Raw genomic sequence first — 18,031 nt, forward strand, 5'->3', positions numbered from 1 at the left:
GCAGGGGCGCCTGGGCCGGCTTTCGCCCCATTTGGCCGCGATCTGGTGCCAAATGTGGCCTGCTATATCCGCGATTATGACACAGGATCGCCACAATATATGGCGGAAAACCCCGGTTCTGACGGCGTCTCGGCGCGCGATGGAGGACTGCTCGCGGCAGCGGTAACGCCAGCCCGAAAGGCATAGGCCGAGGGGATGGGGCGAGGCGAAACAGGGGAGGCCGAGGGGAGATGGGCGGCGCCGCTACGAGGGCCGATCACCCGGGGTGACGGACTTCAGGTCATCATAAATGCGCCGAAAGCGGATTGCGGCGCGAATCGGGCGATGATCGCCTTCGATTCGCCCGAATCGGCGAATCGATCAACGGGAGATGGGACGTGATCGGGAAGGGCCGCTTAGCGGACGGGCATGGTGTGCCGCGAGGAAGACCAGAAGCTTTCCAGTTTCAGAAGAGATTCCCGCGTCTGGGTCAATTCCGCTTCCATCTGCATGCCATCGAAGAGTTGAGAGGAATGCCATTCGAACAGTTTTTCCAGGCGCAGGCAAATCTCGCGGCCGCGTTCCGAACTGCGGACGTGAAAGGAGCGTCTGTCATAGGGAGAACGCGTCTGGATGACGTAGCCGTTCTCGACCATCTTCTTGATGTTGTAGGAAACATTCGAGCCGAGATAGTAGCCGCGCTCGATCAACTCGCCCATCGGCAGCTCGCGCTCGCCGATGTTGAACAGGATCATGGCCTGCGCCGCGTTGAGGTCCCGGATTTCGTGGCGGTCGATTTCCGCCTTGATGACGTCCAGGCAGCGGCGATGCAGGCGTTCGATCAGTCCGATCAGATCAGCATAGGCGTCGGTCACGAAGCATTCCCTAGATGGCCTCCATTCAGGAGCAATGAGAATGCAGTTTTTGGCACGTTCCGCGCAAGTCTACAAGCGCTCGCGCCAGATATAACCGGCCAGTGATAAGGTAATAGCCGCTTCTCGCGGCCATGATCAGGATACGCGCTGGCGAATTTCCGGCATGAGTGTTTCGACCCGGCTCGGGCCGGTGCGCTTGGCCTGGTACAGAAGCGTGTCGGCCGACCGCAGGATCTCGCGCAAATCGGTTTCGGGCGTCATCGCCGAAATGCCGGCGCTGAAGGTCAGGCAGATAGTCAGGTTGTCCCGGTCCATGGTCAGGGTGCGGCTAAGCGAGGCAATCCGCTCCAGAGGCCGGGTTGCTTCGTCCACCGTGGTCTCGGGCATCAGGATCGCGAACTCGTCGCCGCCGATGCGGGCGACCACGTCCACCTCCCGCAGGGTGTTCGTCATCGTCCTCACGAATTTGCGCAGCACCTCGTCGCCGACGGGATGACCGAACGTATCGTTGATGCCCTTGAAGCCATCGATGTCGATGATCGCCAGCGACGCCGGCTTGCCGAAACGGGCGCTGCGCCGTAGTTCCGCGGTCGCGATGGCCTCGAAGCGGCGGACGTTCACCGCGCCGGTCAACGGGTCGGTCTCGGCGAGGCGCCGCAGCTTGTTCTCGGTGCGCTTGAATTCGGTGATATCGATCAGGATGCCCAGGACATCCCGGGTGCCGGTGCGGCCGTCGAACGGGCGCGCCGCCATCTTGACGTAACGGACGCTGCCATCGGCGCGAACGATGCGCGCGTCCAGCTGAAACTCCTCGCCGCGCAGGGCGGCCGCGAGCAGACAGTCCTCGACCAGGCCGCGGTCATCGGCATGCAGATCGCTCAACGCTTCCGCCCGGGGGATGTCGGTCTGCCGGCTCCGGCGTCCGTGGATCCGATAAACCTGCGGCGACCAGCTGAACGTGTCGTCCGCGGTGTGGAACTGCCAGTAGCCGACCTGACCGGCATCTTCGATCATGGCGATCAGGCCTGCGAGCTTATCCCTGTCCAGTTCGATCAAGGTGGTTCTCTCTAGCGTCCCGTATGCGGCGGCCCGGGGCTGCCGCGTCCATTGCTCAAGGTCCCCATTTTGGGGGGCGCCGCGTCCTCCGGGGAGGGCGGCGATGCGTGCCGAAGTCTCTGGTTGTCGCCTAAATTGTACTAGTCCGCAGATCAATTGCCCCCGCGTGCGTCCGGTTGCGTCTGATGCGGGCGGCGCGGGAGAGGTGACGCCCGCTTACCCATGCCAGACTATCGATTCCTGTATTCAGTACAAATCAATTTATTTGATCCAAATTTGACCGACAGAGCGGCCACTATTACTGACACGCAAGTAATATTGCGGATTTGAAATATTTCTCGTCTTTGACCGTAATAACCCGCGGTTTGCCTCATGCCGGCGGCGGAATTTCATGTTTTGCAAAATCAGTCGCAGCGGTTACGATGAGCCCGGATTAACACGCTTGCCGAGAATTTCTGACGTAAGTCGGGGCCGGTAGAACAATTGGCAAGGGGGGCCGTCCGGGTGGGCGACAAAACGCTCGTAGTTATCGACGATGACGATCTTGTGGGCCAACTCGTGGTCGAGGCGGCGCAGCAGGTCGGCTTTTCCGCGTCCGCGGTGCAGGATTTCGAAGCGCTGAAGCTCGTCGTCGATGCCAGCGAACCCGATGTCATGGTGCTTGATCTCGTGCTGCCCAATGTGGATGGCATCCAGGTGTTGCGGTTCCTGGCGGATCGCGGCTGCAAGGCCAAGATCTGGTTGCTCAGCGGTTTCGATCCCAAGGTGGTGCAGACGGCCGAACGGCTTGGCGTCTCGCTCGGCCTCACCATCGTCGGCGCGCTCAACAAGCCGGTCTCGGTGACCACGCTGAAGGACGAGCTGCGCAAGCACCTGCGCGAGTCCGGGGATTTCACCGTTCACGATCTGGAACAGGCGATCACCGACGATCACCTGTTCGTGCATTACCAGCCCAAGGTCCGGCTCGCCGGCGACCGGACGGGCGATTCCGGCGGCGACCTGCTGACGCTGACCGTCGACGATGCTCCTTACGAGGTGATGGGCTTCGAGGCGCTGGCCCGCTGGCGCAATCCGCACGGGGCCATGGTGTCGCCGGTCAAGTTCATTCCCGTGGCCGAGCACTCCCGCATGATCGAGCCGCTGACCCAGTCGGTCTTCCGCCAGGTCATCGAGGCGCTGGCCCACTGGAAGTCGCGCGGTGTCCGGCTCAATGTCGCCGTCAACATTTCGCCATCGACCCTCGCCGATCTAGACCTGCCCGACCGTCTGGCCGAGAAGGCCTATGCGGTCGGCGTCTCGCCCGACCAGATGATCCTGGAGATCACGGAAAATTCGGCGGTGACAGAAGACCCGCACTTCATGGATGTGCTCAGCCGTTTCCGCCTGAAGGGTTTCGGCCTGTCGCTCGATGATTTCGGCACCGGTTTTTCCTCGCTGATCCAGATCTACCGCATGCCGTTCACCGAACTGAAAATCGACCGGTCGTTCGTCAGCGAGATGGATCAGAACGACGAAGCCTTTACCATCGTCCGGTCGATCATCGATCTGGGCCATAATCTGGGCATGCGCGTCTGCGCCGAAGGCGTCGAAACCCTGTCGGCGGCCAACAGATTGATCGAACTGGGGTGCGACTATGCCCAAGGCTTCTATTTCAGCCGGCCTGTCGGGTTGCCGGACATCATGCGCCGGATCGGTACGGCGTCCGCGTTGGATGGCACCCGCAGGATATCATAACAGGCTCTGCCGGGACTCGTCCGGCGGCCTGGTCGCGCAGCGCCCCGCGCCATGAGGCGCCGAGGGGTTCTGGAACGGATCCTGCCGTCCATGGCCGCCAGCCAGCGACGTGAAAAGGAAGCGGCTGCGCTTCGCACCCTGTCGCACGCCCTGATCCGGCACGTTCCCGCCGCCATCGCCATTCTTGACCGTGAGCTGTGCTTCCTCGGCCTCAGTGACCGGTGGCGGGAGGAATATGGCCTTGGCGACGAGGATCTGACCGGCCGGCGCTTTTACGATGTCATGCCCGATTCCGAGGCGTTGTGGCGCGACACGCATGCCCGCTGCCTCAAGGGCGAAACTCTCTCGTCCGAAGACGTCTTCCTTCGCGCCGATGACCGCAAGGAACGGGTGCACTGGGAAGTGCGGCCGCTGCGCGACGAGACGGGGGAAGTGGCCGGGCTGGTCATGATGACGGAAGTCGTCACCCGCCGGCGTCGGACCGAGGAAGAGGCGCGTATCCGCCATGCCGCCATGGCGGCGGCGCTCACGCCTCTGGCGATGTTCGACCTCGATGGTGTTGTCAGCTATGCCAATGGCGCGTTCGCCGACATGCTGGGCTATGACAGGGCCGAGGACCTGGAAGGCCAGCGGACCGAGGCGCTCTGGGGCCAGCCCGGGGAAGCCGCGCGAATCTGGCAGACGCTGATGGATACGGGACGCTGGATCGGTGTCACCAGTGCCACCCGGCTCGACTCCAGCGTCCGCGTCGCCCAGGTTTCGGCCAGCCTGGTGCGCGGCCCGCAGGGCGAGGCCATCGGCGCCATCGCCTCCTGCGTCGATATCACCGCCCAGCGCGAAACCGAGAAGGCGCTGGGCGAGAGCCAGCGGCGTCTGGTCACGCTGATGGACAACCTGCCCGGCGGCTTCGCCTTCCGGTGCCGCAACGATTCGTTCTGGACCATGGAGATCATCTCCAAGGGCTGTTTCGAAGTGCTCGGCTATTCCCCCGAGGCGCTGATCGACAATCGACTGGTCGCCTTCGCCAGCCTGATCCACCCCGAGGACGACAAGCGCGTCCGCCGCGAGGTGCTCGAGGCCATCAATCTGGCGCGGCCGTTCCAAGTGAGCTTCCGCGTCGTCACCCGCAAGGGCGACGTGAAATGGCTGATGCAGCAGGGCACCCCGCAATTCTCCGGCAAGACCGAGGTCCAGGCGCTCGAGGGCGTCGTGATCGATATCACCGACCGGATCATCGCCACCGAGGACCTGCACCGGGAAAAGGCGCGGGCGGAGCAGTATCTCGACGTGGCCGCCTCGATCATCGTGGCGTTCGACCGGCAGGGCAAGGTGACCCGCTTCAACCGCAAGGGGTCGGAAGTCACCGGCTACGCGGAAGAGGAACTGGTGGGGCAGAACTGGTTCGACCTGCTGGTCGACGCGGCCGACCGCCAGGAGGCCAAGCGGGCCTTCGCCGAGATCGTCGCCGGCGACGGCGAGGAATTGCCCTATCTGGAAAACGAGATCCGGGCCCGCAACGGTCAGCGGCGCGTCATCGGCTGGAACCTGGCGCGGATCCGCGACCAGAGCGGGTACGTGATCAGCGTGCTCGGCTCCGGCGAGGATCTGACCGAACAGCGCGAGATCGAGCGGCAGTTGCTGCAGGCGCAGAAGATGCAGGCCGTCGGCGAGCTGACAGGCGGCCTCGCCCATGATTTCAACAATCTGCTGATGGCCGTGCAGGGCAACATCGAGTTCCTGCGCGAGGTGGTGGCCAGCGATCCTTCCGTCGATCGCTATGTCGCCGCGGCGCTGAAAGCGGTCGGCCGCGGCGCCGAGCTGACCCAGCGCCTGCTGGCGTTCTCGCGCAAGCAGCTGCTGAGGCCCGAGCCGACCTCGATCAACAAGCTGGTCGCCGACATGACCGAGCTGCTGACCCGCACGCTGGGGCCGCACATCCAGATTCGGAACGATCTGGCGGAAGACGTCTGGGATGCGCTGGTCGATCCGGCCCAGTTGGAGAACGCGTTGCTCAATCTGGCGATCAACGCGCGCGACGCCATGAAAGAGGGCGGCTCGCTGACCATCGAGACCTCGAACGAGACCATCAGCGAAATGGCCGCCATGCGGCATCCGACCCTGCCGCCGGGCCCTTATGTGGTGATCGCCGTCCGGGATACCGGGACAGGCATGACGCAGGATGTGCTCGACCGGGCGTTCGAGCCCTTCTTCAGTACCAAGGACTCGACGCGCGGCGGCGGCCTGGGCCTGAGCATGGTCTATGGTTTCGTCAAGCAGTCCGGCGGACACATCGAGATTCAGAGCGAGATCAACCAGGGCACCATGGTCCTGCTGCGCCTTCCCCGCGCCTTCCGGGCTGCATCGGCGGCGCTGGAGGAAGAGGATTCCATGGCCACCATCCTGGGCGATGGCGAAACCGTGCTGGTCGTCGAGGATGACGAGGAAGTGCGCAGCGTCATCGTCGGCGCGCTCAAGTCCCTCGGCTATGTCGTCCGGCAGGCGCCGGGCGCCGCCGAGGCGCAGACCATGCTCGATGAAGGGTTGCGCCCGCATTTGCTGCTGACGGATGTGCTGCAGCCCAATGGCAAGGACGGCATCCAGTTCGCGCAGGAGGTCAACGAGGCGTTCCCACAGTGCGCCATCCTGCTCATGTCCGGCTACACCGAGGACGCCATGGACCGGAATCGAAAGCTGGCCAAGCCCTTTGCCTTGCTGCGCAAGCCGTTCGGCAAGGCCGAGCTGTCGCGCCAGCTTCGCACCCAGCTGGACGCACGGGTCGAGAATATCCATCAGGCGACGGTTTAACGCGCGCGCGGCGGCGGTGGGTCGGTTATTCGAAGCGGGGAGCAAGATGCGTGAGAAAGTTTTTGTTCTCTACCACGTTCGTCCGGACGATGAATACGCAGACGACTTCAAGCTGATTGGCATATACAAAACGAAGCGCGGTGCGACGGCCGCGATCAAGCGCGTAGCAGATCAACCCGGCTTCCGAGACTACCCTCTCGGTTTCGAAATTCACCCTTACGAGCTCGGCAAGGATCATTGGACCGAGGGGTTTGGCTTTGTGTCGGACGACGAAATTTCAAACTGACCCACTACCTGTGCGGCGTTTTGGTTTGAAGCTTTCCGTGCGGCACCGTTAAGCTGCGTTCCCAGTCGGGAACAAGGGGAGGACTTACCGCATGGCGGGGATCACGTCGTTCGGCGCTTATATTCCAAGGCTGCGCCTGAACCGGGCCAGCATCGCGGCCGCTCACAAGTGGGCGATGCCCGGCCTGCGCGCGCTGGCGAAGGGCGAACGGGCCATGTGCAACTGGGACGAGGACGCCATCACCATGGCGGTCGAGGCGGCGCGGGACTGCCTGACGGACCGGCCGCGCGAGGACATCGACGGCGTGTACTTCGCTTCGACCACCCTGCCGTTCCTCGACCGGCAAAACGCCGGCGTGATCGCGGCGGCGCTCAATCTGGGCCATGGCATTTCATCTCTCGATGTCGCCGGCTCCCAGCGCGCCGGGACATCGGCGCTGATCGCCGCGCTGCGCGGCGCGAGCGAGGGCGAGACGCTGCTCGCGGCCGCCGACGCGCGGAAGGCGCGGCCGGCCAGCGCCAGCGAGATGCAGTTTGGCCACGGCGCGGCGGCGCTGACGGTCGGCAGCCAGAACGAGATCGCCGTGCTGCGCGGCAGCCACACGGTCACGACGGATTTCGTCGATCATTTCCGCGGTGAAGGCCAGGATTTCGATTATGGCTGGGAGGAACGCTGGGTCCGCGAAGAAGGCTATTCCAAGATCGTGCCGCAGGCGATCAAGGCGGTGCTCGACAAGACAGGCGTGCCGGCCAGCGGCATCGCCCGTTTCGTCATGCCCTGCACCATGAAGGGCATCCCGGACAAGATCGCCAAGGATTTCGGCATTCCCGCCGCCGCCGTCGCCGACACGCTGGGCGAGGTGTGCGGAGACACGGGCGCGGCTCATGCGCTGCTGATGCTGGTCGCGGCGCTGGAAACGGCGGCGCCCGGCGATCTCATCCTGGTGGCGTCGTTCGGCCAGGGCGCCGACGCGATCCTGCTCGAGGTCACGGATGCCATCACCGCGCTGTCCAAGCGGCAGGGCGTCTCCGGCGCGTTGGCGCGGGGCCGACGGGAAGACGACTACATGAAGTTCCTGTCGTTCCAGGACAATGTGCGCCTCGACTGGGGCATGCGCGGCGAAATGGACAACAAGACGGCGCTGACCAGCGAATACCGCAACAAGGACATGGTCACGGGCTTCACCGGCGGCAAATGCACGGTCTGCGGCACGGTGCAGTTCCCGCGCGGCCACTACTGCGTCAACCCGAACTGCCAGGCGCTGGATTCGCAGGAGCCCTATTCGTTCGCGGACTCGCCGGCCCGGGTCATGTCGTTCACGGCCGACTGGCTGTCCTACAATCCGAGCCCGCCCTTCTTCTACGGCCAGGTGCAGTTCGAAACCGGCGGGCGCGTTCTCATGGGCTTCACCGATACCGACGCTGGTCAGATCGAGGTCGGATCGGGCCTCAAGATGATGTTCCGCATCAAGGATTTCGACAAGGACCGGGGATATCGCCGCTATTTCTGGAAAGCGGCACCGCTTTCAACAGGCAAGGAGGCCTGATCATGGCACGGGGAATTCGCGACAAGGTCGCCATCATTGGCATGGGTTGCAGCAAGTTCGGCGAGCGCTGGGACGCGAACGCCGAGGATCTGATGGTCGAGGCGTTCAATGAGGCGCTGACCGACGCCGGCATCGAGAAGCGACAGATCGAGGCGGCATGGTTCGGCACCGCCTTCGACCGGGTGCATGTGGGCGCGTCGGCGTTGCCGCTGTCGACGACGCTGCGCCTGTCGAGCATTCCGGTGACGCGCGTCGAAAACATGTGCGCCACGGGCACCGAAGCCCTGCGCGGCGCGACCTATGCCGTCGCCTCGGGCGCCTGCGACATCGCGCTGGCGCTGGGCGTCGAGAAGCTGAAGGACACGGGCTATGGCGGCCTGCCGGCCGGCTCGCGCGGTCCGCTGCCCGATCTGTGGGTGCCGAACGGGTCGGCGCCGGGCAATTTCGCCCAGCTCGCCACCGCCTATTCGGCCAAGCACGGCGTCAGCGCCCAGGACCTGAAGGAGGCCATCGGCCACGTCTCGTGGAAGAGCCACCAGAACGGCGCCAAGAACGCCAAGGCGCACCTGCAGAAGGCCGTGCCCATGGAGACGATCCTGAATGCCCCGATGATCGCCGAACCGCTCGGCCTGTTCGACTGCTGCGGCGTCAGCGACGGGTCCGCCTGCGCCATCGTCACCACGCCCGATATCGCCAAGGGTCTCGGCAAGCACGACATCGTCACCATCAAGGCGCTTCAGCTGTGCCTGTCGGACGGCGTCGAGAGCGCGTTCAACACGTGGGACGGCAGCCATTTCGCCACCACGCGGGTCGCGGCCAAGAAGGCCTATGAGGAAGCGGGGATCAAGAATCCGCGCGAGGAACTCAGCATGATCGAGGTGCATGACTGCTTCTCCGTCACCGAGCTGGTGACCATGGAGGACCTCTACATTTCGGCGGAAGGCCAGGCGGTGAAGGACGTCATGGACGGCTTCTACGACGCGGACGGCCCGGTGCCGTGCCAGATCGATGGCGGCCTGAAGTGTTTCGGCCATCCCATCGGCGCGTCCGGCCTGCGCATGGTCTACGAGGTCTATCTGCAGCTGCTGGGCCGCGCCGGGCCGCGCCAGCTGAAGAACCCGAACTTCGGCCTCACCCACAATCTGGGCGGCGCGCCGCACCAGAACGTGTCGGCCATCTCGGTGATCGGCCGGTACAGCTGAACGTGCGCCGGGCCTGCGGCATGGTGCCGGGGGCCCGGATCTGAAGACCGTTCATGGAGCGAAGGGCCGATCGGCATCGAGGGCGTTGCCGCGGCAACTCTGGAGAAGATGGCATGACCGATCAGGCCTGCGACGCAGCCCAACTCGACTTCCTGGGGCGGGAGGAAATGGCCGATCCTGGCGTCGCCATCCAGCGCCTTTACGCCGGGGACCGCTGCCGCCTCTATGGGAAGTTCCGGCCGCCCTTTTATGTCGTCTCACGCTTCGAGGATGTGAACCACGTGCTCATGAACCCCACGCGGTTCCTGAGCGGTCATGGCCAGGGGCCGAACTTCGTGCCGCCCAGCGGCATCGTCTCCGACGCGCCGATGCACACCTTCTTTCGCCGCCTGGTGCAGGACGATTTCAAACCCGGCGCGATCGCCAGACTGCGCCCCCGGCTCGAGGGCATCGCCGATGAGCTGCTCGACGCGGTCGAAGGCAAGGAGACCTGGGACCTTCACGACGATTTCGCCTTCCCCTTGCCGGTCACGATCATCTGCGAGATTTTCGGCGTGCCGACCGACGATCTCCGGCAGTTCAAGAAATGGTCCGATACCTCGGTCGCGGCGCTCTCGGCGCAGGACCCGTCCGCTTACGCGGAAGAACTCATGCGCATGCGCGATTACCTCATCGACCTGATGCATCAAAGGCATGACGATCTCGGCGATCAAGGTCTGCTTGCCCGCATTGCCCGAGCCCGCCGGGACGGGGAGGAGCTGAGCGACGCGGAGGCGGTATCGCTGGTTCTGCAGCTGTTCGTGGCAGGCAACGAAACGACCACCTCGCTGATCACCAACGTGATGATGCGTCTGCTGGGCGACGGTTACCAATGGGCGGATTTCTGCGCCGGCAAGATCGATATCAAAAATCTGATCAACGAGAGCTTGCGGTATGACCCGCCGCTGCTCGCCATGTTCCGCACCACGGCCGATGACGAGACGATCGCGGGAACACGAATCCCCGCCGGCACCAAAATCATGATCCACTATGCGGCGGCCAATCGGGATCCCGAAATGTTCGAGAACCCCGACACATTCGATGTGTACCGTCCGATCCGAAAGATCATGTCCTTTGCCCTGGGTATCCACTTCTGCATTGGCGCGGAGCTGGCCAAGCTGGAGGCCGAGGTAATGCTGGAGGCGTTGCGGAAACGTTGCCCGACCCTGGAGATGATCGACGAGGGGGAACGGATCGGACCGTTCCTGTTCTGGGGACGGCGCAAGCTACCCGTCAAGGCCGCCCGCCCGCGCTAGTCATGTCAGGACCAAGCGCGAGGGATTGAGTCAACAGCCCGTTCGATACCGAGACAAATTGGGGAGGACATGATGGACCTGCGCAACAAGAGAATTATCGTGACCGGTGCGGCCCGCGGCATGGGCGCGGCCACCGTTCGAGCCTATGTGGGCGCCGGCGCCCACGTCATCGGCATGGATGTGAGGGACGACGCCGGCGTCGCCGTCGCCGAGGAGGCCAACGCCAGGGGTCCGGGCACGGCGGGCTATCTGCACGTCGACGTCTCCGACGAGCACAGCGTGACGACGGCGTTCGCCGAAGCGGTGAAACGTCTGGGCGGGCTCGACGCGCTGGCGCATCCGGCGGCGATTCAGCGCTCGTCCTCGGCCAGCGATGTCAGCGTGGAGGACTGGGACCTCATGTTCGCCGTCAACGTGCGCGGCACCGTGCTGACCAATCAGGCCGCGCATGGCTACATCAAGGCGGCGGGCGGCGGCGCCATCATCAATTTCGGCTCCATCTCGGGATTGCGGCCCGAACCGTCGGCGGCGGCCTATTCCGCCTCCAAGGGCGCGGTACACTCCTGGACGCGGACGGCGGCAGGCACCTGGGGCGCCGACAACATCCGGGTCAACGCCATCCTGCCGGCGATCGCGACCCCCATGTTCGAGGAAGCCGCGGCCCGCGCCACGGAAGACCAGAAGGCCGCCGGCTATTGGCTGAATGTGAGCACCATCGCCATGGGGCAGCAATATGGCGACCCGGACCGTGATCTGGGACCGGTGATGGTCTTCCTGGCCTCGGATGCCTCGCGCTTCATCACCGGTCAGCTGATTCCGGTCGATGGCGGCCAGACCAACGTCCGCTGATCCCGATCCTCGCGGTGCGTCCCTCTGGAATTTGATCCCGCGCAACCCATTATCAGAACCATGGGAATACGGTGCGCGTTGACGGAGATGGGACGAGCGGAAACGGGAGAGTGCGCATGACGGGTGATTGCCAGGGATATTCTCCGCCGCCCGTCATTGCGTATCTCGACAAGGCCGGCGCCGTTCTCGACTCCATTCCGGCCGAACTCGATGATCGGGACGTTCTCATCGGTCTATACCGGGCGATGGTGCTGACGCGGACCTTCGACCAGAAGGCGGTCTCGCTGCAGCGCACCGGGCGTCTCGGCACCTATGCGTCGTCGCTGGGCCAGGAAGCGGTTTCGGTCGGTCTCGGCGCGGCGATGCAGGCCTCGGACGTGCTGTTGCCCGCGTTCCGGGACCATGGGGCGATGCTGTGGCGCGGCGTCACCATGGTCGAGATCCTGCAATACTGGAGTGGCGACGAGCGCGGCAGCGACTTCAAGGGGCCGCGCGAGGATTTTCCCGTCGCCATTCCCGTCGCCAGCCAGACCACCCACGCCGTCGGCGTCGCCATGGCGTTCCAGTTGCGCGGCGAGGCGCGGGCGGCGGTGTGCGTGCTGGGCGACGGCGCGACCTCGAAGGGCGATTTCTACGAGGCGATCAATGCCTGCGGCGTCTGGAAGCTGCCGGCCGTCTTCGTCATCAACAACAATCAATGGGCCATCTCCGAGCCGGTCAGCATGCAGACGGCGGCGCCGACGTTGGCCCAGAAGGCGGTCGCCGCCGGCATCGACGGCATCAGGGTGGACGGCAACGACGTGATCGCCGTCCGGCATGTGATGGAGCGCGCGCTGGAGCAGGCCCGGCAGGGACGCCCGCAGGTGATCGAGGCGCTGACCTACCGGCTGGGCGATCACACCACCGCTGACGACGCACGCCGCTATCGCGACGACGCCGAGGTCAGCACCCGCTGGCAGGAGGAGCCGGTTCTGCGTCTGCGCCACTATCTGGTCGGCCGCCAGTGGTGGGCCAAGACGGACGAGGAAGCGCTGATCCGCGAAGTACGCGCGCAGGTGGACGAGGCCGCCGAGGCCTATCTCGCCCTGCCGCCGCAGCCCGCGACCGACATGTTCGATTACCTCTACGCGGCGCTGCCGCCCTCGCTCGCCGGACAGCGCGCGCTGCTGGAGGACGCCCATGGCTGAGATCACCCTGGTCGAGGCGGTGGCGCTCGCGCAGGCCCGCGCCATGCGGGACGATCCCTCGGTACTGGCCCTGGGCGAGGACGTGGGCAAGGATGGCGGCGTGTTCCGGGCCACCGATGGCCTGCTGGCGGAGTTCGGTCCCGCGCGCGTGCGCGATACGCCGTTGGCGGAGGGGCTGATCGCGGGCATGGCGGTGGGGCTGGCGGCGCAGGGGTTCCGGCCCGTCGCCGAGATTCAGTTCATGGGGTTCGTCTATCCGGCCGTCGACCAGATCGTGAACCATGCCTCCCGGCTTAGGAACCGGACGCGGGGGCGGCTGACCTGTCCCATGGTGCTGCGCATGCCGACCGGCGCGGGCATCAAGGCGCCGGAGCATCATTCGGAAAGCATGGAGGCCATGTTCGCGCACATGCCGGGCCTGCGGGTGGTGATCCCGTCCTCGCCGGCGCGCGCCTATGGCCTGCTGCTCGCGGCGATCCGCGATCCCGACCCGGTCATCTTCCTCGAGCCCACGCGACTCTACCGGGCGGTGAAGGAGGAGGTCGCCGACAATGGCGAGGCGGCGGCGCTGGACCAGTGCTTCACCCTGCGCGGCGGATCGGACCTGACCTTCGTGACCTGGGGCGCGATGACGCGAGAGACGCTCGCGGCCGCCGAGGCGCTCGCCGGGGACGGCATCGAGGCCGAGGTGATCGATGTCGCCACGCTAAAGCCCTTGGACGAGGCGAGCATCCTCGAGTCCGTCGCGCGCACCGGACGCTGCGTCATCGTCCACGAGGCGGCGCTGACCGGCGGGTTCGGCGGCGAGATCGCCGCGCTGATCGGCGAGAAGGCGCTGCTGTCGCTGGCCGCGCCGGTGCGCCGTGTGGCCGGTTTCGATACGGTCGTGCCGTTGCCGCGCATGGAGGATCTCTATCTGCCCAGCGTCGAGCGTATCCTGGCGGTGGCGCGCGAGACGGTGAGGTTCCAATGAGCCTGTTCAAGCTCCCCGATCTGGGCGAAGGGCTGCAGGAGGCGGAGATCGTCACCTGGCATGTGGGCGAGGGCGATCATGTGGTCGCCGACCAGCCGCTGGTGTCGGTGGAAACCGAGAAGGCGGTCGTCGAAGTGCCGTCGCCCTGGTCGGGCCGGGTGGCGCGCCTGCTGGCGGCAAGCGGTGACACGGTCGCCGTCGGCGCCGATCTGGTCGAGATCGAACGCGAGGCGGGCGCGGATACGGGAACGGTGGTCGGCCAGGTATCCGCCGCGCCCGCGCCACAGGCCGCGCCGGCGAGAACCGAGGCGCCGGTCGCTTCGGCCTCGGGGATCAAGGCGCTGCCCGCCGTGCGCGCGCTGGCCCGCGACCTGGGCGTCGATCTGGCGTCGGTCGTGCCGACCGGCGCGGAGGGGCACGTCACCCGCGCCGATGTGGAGGCCGCGGCAGGCGGGAGCGCGCCGACAGGCGCCGGTCCGGACTGGCGGCCGGTGCGCGGCGTGCGCCGGGCGATGGCCCGGAACATGGCGGCGTCGGGGCGCGCGGTCGTGCCCGCGACGCTGATGGACGAGGCGGACATCGAATGCTGGGCCGACGACGCGGACATCATGATGCGGCTCGTGCGCGCCATGGCGGCGGGCGTGGCGGCCTCGCCCGGTCTCAACGCCTGGTTCGACGGCGCGGGCGAGCGGCTCGCCGTGCACGACAAGATCCATCTGGGCATCGCCGTCGATACGGAGGACGGCCTGTTCGTGCCGGTGCTCAACGATATCGCGGGACGCTCGGGCGACGATCTGAAGGCCGGGCTGGAGGCGCTCAAGGCGGCCGTGCGCTCGCGCCAGATCCCGCTCGAGCATCTGCGCGGCCAGACCATCACCCTGTCCAATTTCGGAACGCTGGGCGGCCGGCATGCCCATCTGGTCATCGTCCCGCCGCAGGTGGCGATCGTCGGCAGCGGCCGGGTCGTGCACAAGGTGGTGCCCGCCGGTTACGCGCCGGCGGTGCACAGAATCCTGCCGCTGTCGCTGACGTTCGATCACCGTGTCGTCACCGGGGGCGAGGCCGCGCGCTTCATGCGCGGCGCCATCGAGGACTTGGAGAAGGAGGGCTGACAGGCGCATGATGAGACCGCCGACTTTCGGTCACAAGCAAAGCGGCGCGGGGAGGTGGATAAAGTTTTTTCAAGGTTGGCATGAAGGAGAGACGCATCATGGAAACACCGCTGGAGATCGCCTTTGAAGGCCTGGAGCCTTCCGAAACCGTGGCGGCCCGTATCCGACAGGAGGCGGCCAAGCTGGAGCACTTCTACCATCGCATCACATCGTGCCGCGTCGTCGTCGACAAACCCCATCAGCATCACGAGGGCAACGCCTTCAACGTCCGCATCCACGTGACCCTGCCCGGCGACAAGGATGTCGTCGTCAGCCGCGAGCCCGGCAACCGCAAGGCGCATACGGACGTCTACCTCGCCATCCATGACGCGTTCGCGGCGGCCAAGCGCCAGTTGCAGGACGCCATGCGCCGGCGCAAGAGCCGCATCAAGCACCACGAACCGGCGCCTCCCGGCATCATCGCCAAGCTGTATCCTTATGAAGGTTACGGCTACATCGCCGTGCCCGGCGGACGCGACCTGTATTTCGACCGGGCGAGCGTCTCCGACGACGCCTTCGACTCGCTGGAGGCCGGGCAGGCCGTCATGTTCGTCGAGGGTCAGGGCGAGAAGGGTGCCCTCGCGGTCTCCGTCCGCCCGCTCGCGCGCCAGCGACTCCACTGATCCAGGCGCGGCCTTTTCCCATGGCCAACGGGCGGCGAAGCCACTAGCCTGCCGCCCGATTGACCATGATGGCAGGAGAGGGCAATGGCGCTGAAGCAACGCATCGCGGTGACGCTTCCGGGCGGACCGAAGATACAGGATACGGTGGACCGTGTCCTCTGGGCCGAAGCCAACGGCTACGACGATGGCTGGTTCGGCGATGGCGGCGCGCCTGACGCGCTGACGACGCTGGCGGCGATCGCGCATCATACCACCCGTCTTCGGCTCGGCGTCGCGGTCACGCCGGTCTTCACCCGGACGCCCGCGGTGCTGGCGGCGACGGCCAACGCCATCGGGCAGGTGCTGCCCGGCCGTTTCGTCATGGGGCTCGGCGCGTCGAGCCAGAACATGATGGATGGCTGGCACGGCGTGCCGCTGCAGAAGCCGGTCACGCGGGTCAAGGAAACGGCGATCATGGTGAAGTCCATGCTGGCCGGCGAGAAGTCCAATTTCGACCTCGAGACGCTGCGCAGCCATGGATACAGCCAGCCGAAGCTCGATGTGCCGGTTCCCGTCTACATGGCGGCGCTGCGCTCGGGAATGATCGAGACGGCGGCCGAGGTGAGCGACGGGGTGATCTTCAATCTGTGGCCCAAGCGCGCTCTGCCGAAGATGATCGAGCATGTGAAGATCGGCGCCCGCAACGGCGGCAAGGATCCCGAGACGGTCGAGGTGGTGAACCGGCACATGGTGCTGGTGACCGACGACAAGGCCATGGCCCGCGACCGTTTCCGCGCCGCCTTCGCGCCCTATTACGCGACGCCGGTGTACAACAATTTCCTCGCCTGGGCCGGTTATGAAGACGCTGCCGCCGTCATCCGCGAGGGATGGGCGCAGAAGGACCGGGGCAAGACCACCGGCGCGATCTCGGACGAGATGGTCGACGAGATCGCCATAATCGGCTCGGAAGAGGAATGCCGCGAGCGTCTGCAATGGTGCGCCGAGACCGGCATCCATACCCATATCATCGCGCCGCTCGCCGGTTCGTCGGACGAGGAGAGCGCGCGGACCTTCGCCGCCTTCACGCCGGACAAGCTGAAGCTTTAGGAAACTGCCGGAACTTGTCGGCGGCAATACCGTTCGCGCAGGCATGACCGGGGACCGGACCAGCATGAAGGCAGTACTGCTTTCCATCACACCGCTCCTGCTGGCGGTGTTTCTGCTGGCGCTCGGTTCGGGTCTTCTGGGAACCTTGCTCAGCGTGCGCCTCGCCGTGGCGGCGGTCGATCCGATGACCGCCGGCGCCGTGATGTCGGCCTATTTCGTCGGCCTGTTCGCCGGGTCGATGATCATGCAGCGCTGGATCGTGTCGGTGGGCTATATCCGCACCTACGCGGCGTTCTCGGCGATTCTCTCGGCCGCCCTGCTGCTGCATCCGTTCGGGCTCGACCCGTTGGTCTGGTCGGCCCTGCGGCTCGTCGAGGGGTTCTGCATGGCCGGGCTGCTGCTGTGCGTCGAGAGCTGGCTCAACGTACGCTCGACACGGGAGAGCCGGGGCCAGATCCTCGCGCTCTATATGGTCGTTTTCTATGCCGCCAATGGCCTCGGGCAGCTGTTCCTGGCGCTCGACGACAGCGGCTTCGGCCTGTTCGTGATCGCGTCCATGATCGTCTCGGTCGCCGCCGTTCCGGTCGCGCTGACGCGGGTCGAAGCGCCGGCCACGGCCGCCTCCGGCAATTTCGGCATCCGGAAGCTCTACGATGTGTCCCCGACCGGGATCGTCGGCAGCCTGATGTCGGGTGTCGTGGTCGGCGCGTTCTATGCGCTAGGGCCGTTCTTTGCGATCGCGGTCGGCTTTTCCCCGACTCAGGCCGCCGGTTTCATGAGCGCCGCCATCTTTGGTGGGCTGGTGGCCCAGTGGCCGATCGGCCGGCTGTCCGACAAGTTCGACCGCAGACGGGTTATCATCTTCGTCAATCTGGCCACGGCGGCCGTCGCCGTGCCCATGGCCGTGCTCGGACCAGCCCACTACGTGTTGCTGCTGGTGCTGGTCGGCGCGTTTGGGGGTCTGGCGTTCACGCTCTATCCCCTCAGCGTGGCCAATGCCAATGACAATGTCGATCCGGCCGACGTGGTCGCGACGGGCCGAGGGCTTCTGGTCGCCTACAGCGTCGGCGCGTTTCTCGGGCCGCTGATATCGGCCGTCGCCATGTACAGCGTCGCACCGGGCGCCCTGTTTCTGTTCATGGCCGGAATCTGCGCCACGACATCGATCTATGTCTGGTGGCGAATCACCCGCAAGGCGCCTGTGCCCGACGACCAGCGCGTGCCCTATCAGATGCTGCCGCGCATGACGCCCGAGGCGATGGAAATGGACCCGCGCGCGGGTTGACGCCCACGGGTTGGATCAAGGCACAAGGCAAGTCGCGCGTCGGTTGTGCCATATCTGCCACACTACGCGCGGTGGTGGCGCTTAATTTCAATCATGGCG

15 protein-coding genes are annotated in these 18,031 nt (G+C 65.6%); 13 read left to right on the forward strand and 2 right to left on the reverse strand.

Annotated elements, in window-relative coordinates:
- Positions 1 to 395: 395 nt before the first annotated feature.
- Positions 396 to 854: a MarR family transcriptional regulator gene (locus WJU17_RS14930; RefSeq protein ID WP_346328196.1), complete on the reverse strand. Its 459-nt coding sequence runs from the start codon at positions 852 to 854 to the stop codon at positions 396 to 398.
- Between the two features lie 135 nt (positions 855 to 989).
- A complete protein-coding gene (locus tag WJU17_RS14935; RefSeq protein ID WP_346328197.1) occupies positions 990 to 1,910 on the reverse strand; it encodes a sensor domain-containing diguanylate cyclase in 921 nt (306 codons plus the stop codon).
- A 504-nt stretch (positions 1,911 to 2,414) separates the two neighbouring features.
- Here WJU17_RS14935 and WJU17_RS14940 point away from each other — a divergent pair.
- The 13 genes from WJU17_RS14940 to WJU17_RS15000 all read left to right on the forward strand — a co-directional run bounded on the left by WJU17_RS14940 (position 2,415) and on the right by WJU17_RS15000 (position 17,932).
- On the forward strand, positions 2,415 to 3,644 hold the full coding sequence (locus tag WJU17_RS14940) for an EAL domain-containing response regulator (RefSeq protein WP_346328198.1): 1,230 nt from the start codon (positions 2,415 to 2,417) through the stop codon (positions 3,642 to 3,644).
- Between the two features lie 51 nt (positions 3,645 to 3,695).
- Complete coding sequence (locus WJU17_RS14945; protein WP_346328199.1) at positions 3,696 to 6,449, forward strand: PAS domain S-box protein; 2,754 nt, start codon at positions 3,696 to 3,698, stop codon at positions 6,447 to 6,449.
- A 46-nt stretch (positions 6,450 to 6,495) separates the two neighbouring features.
- Positions 6,496 to 6,735: a hypothetical protein gene (locus WJU17_RS14950; protein ID WP_346328200.1), complete on the forward strand. Its 240-nt coding sequence runs from the start codon at positions 6,496 to 6,498 to the stop codon at positions 6,733 to 6,735.
- A 91-nt stretch (positions 6,736 to 6,826) separates the two neighbouring features.
- Positions 6,827 to 8,281, forward strand: a complete 1,455-nt coding sequence (locus tag WJU17_RS14955) for a 3-oxoacyl-[acyl-carrier-protein] synthase III C-terminal domain-containing protein (protein ID WP_346328201.1) — start codon at positions 6,827 to 6,829, stop codon at positions 8,279 to 8,281.
- A gap of 2 nt (positions 8,282 to 8,283) precedes the next feature.
- Complete coding sequence (locus WJU17_RS14960) at positions 8,284 to 9,483, forward strand: acetyl-CoA acetyltransferase (protein WP_346328202.1); 1,200 nt, start codon at positions 8,284 to 8,286, stop codon at positions 9,481 to 9,483.
- Between the two features lie 113 nt (positions 9,484 to 9,596).
- The gene (locus WJU17_RS14965; RefSeq protein ID WP_346328203.1) at positions 9,597 to 10,778 is read left to right on the forward strand and encodes a cytochrome P450; all 1,182 of its coding nucleotides are present in this window, start codon (positions 9,597 to 9,599) and stop codon (positions 10,776 to 10,778) included.
- Between the two features lie 99 nt (positions 10,779 to 10,877).
- Positions 10,878 to 11,627, forward strand: coding sequence for an SDR family oxidoreductase (locus WJU17_RS14970; RefSeq protein ID WP_346328204.1), 750 nt, complete (start codon positions 10,878 to 10,880; stop codon positions 11,625 to 11,627).
- A gap of 116 nt (positions 11,628 to 11,743) precedes the next feature.
- Complete coding sequence (gene pdhA / locus WJU17_RS14975) at positions 11,744 to 12,814, forward strand: pyruvate dehydrogenase (acetyl-transferring) E1 component subunit alpha (protein ID WP_346328205.1); 1,071 nt, start codon at positions 11,744 to 11,746, stop codon at positions 12,812 to 12,814.
- Positions 12,807 to 13,787: an alpha-ketoacid dehydrogenase subunit beta gene (locus WJU17_RS14980; RefSeq protein WP_346328206.1), complete on the forward strand. Its 981-nt coding sequence runs from the start codon at positions 12,807 to 12,809 to the stop codon at positions 13,785 to 13,787. Before pdhA ends, WJU17_RS14980 begins: the two co-directional genes overlap by 8 nt.
- Positions 13,784 to 14,899: a dihydrolipoamide acetyltransferase family protein gene (locus WJU17_RS14985; protein WP_346328207.1), complete on the forward strand. Its 1,116-nt coding sequence runs from the start codon at positions 13,784 to 13,786 to the stop codon at positions 14,897 to 14,899. The genes WJU17_RS14980 and WJU17_RS14985 overlap by 4 nt, the downstream gene beginning before the upstream one ends.
- Positions 14,900 to 14,997: 98 nt before the next feature.
- Positions 14,998 to 15,561, forward strand: a complete 564-nt coding sequence (locus tag WJU17_RS14990) for an HPF/RaiA family ribosome-associated protein (protein ID WP_346328208.1) — start codon at positions 14,998 to 15,000, stop codon at positions 15,559 to 15,561.
- A gap of 84 nt (positions 15,562 to 15,645) precedes the next feature.
- Complete coding sequence (locus WJU17_RS14995; RefSeq protein ID WP_346328209.1) at positions 15,646 to 16,647, forward strand: LLM class flavin-dependent oxidoreductase; 1,002 nt, start codon at positions 15,646 to 15,648, stop codon at positions 16,645 to 16,647.
- A 64-nt stretch (positions 16,648 to 16,711) separates the two neighbouring features.
- Positions 16,712 to 17,932 (forward strand): MFS transporter, encoded by a 1,221-nt coding sequence (locus tag WJU17_RS15000; RefSeq protein WP_346328210.1) that lies wholly within the window; start codon positions 16,712 to 16,714, stop codon positions 17,930 to 17,932.
- The last annotated feature ends 99 nt before the right edge of the window (positions 17,933 to 18,031 follow it).

Source organism: Iodidimonas sp. SYSU 1G8 (assembly GCF_039655775.1).
GTDB lineage: Bacteria > Pseudomonadota > Alphaproteobacteria > SMXS01 > SMXS01 > RI-34.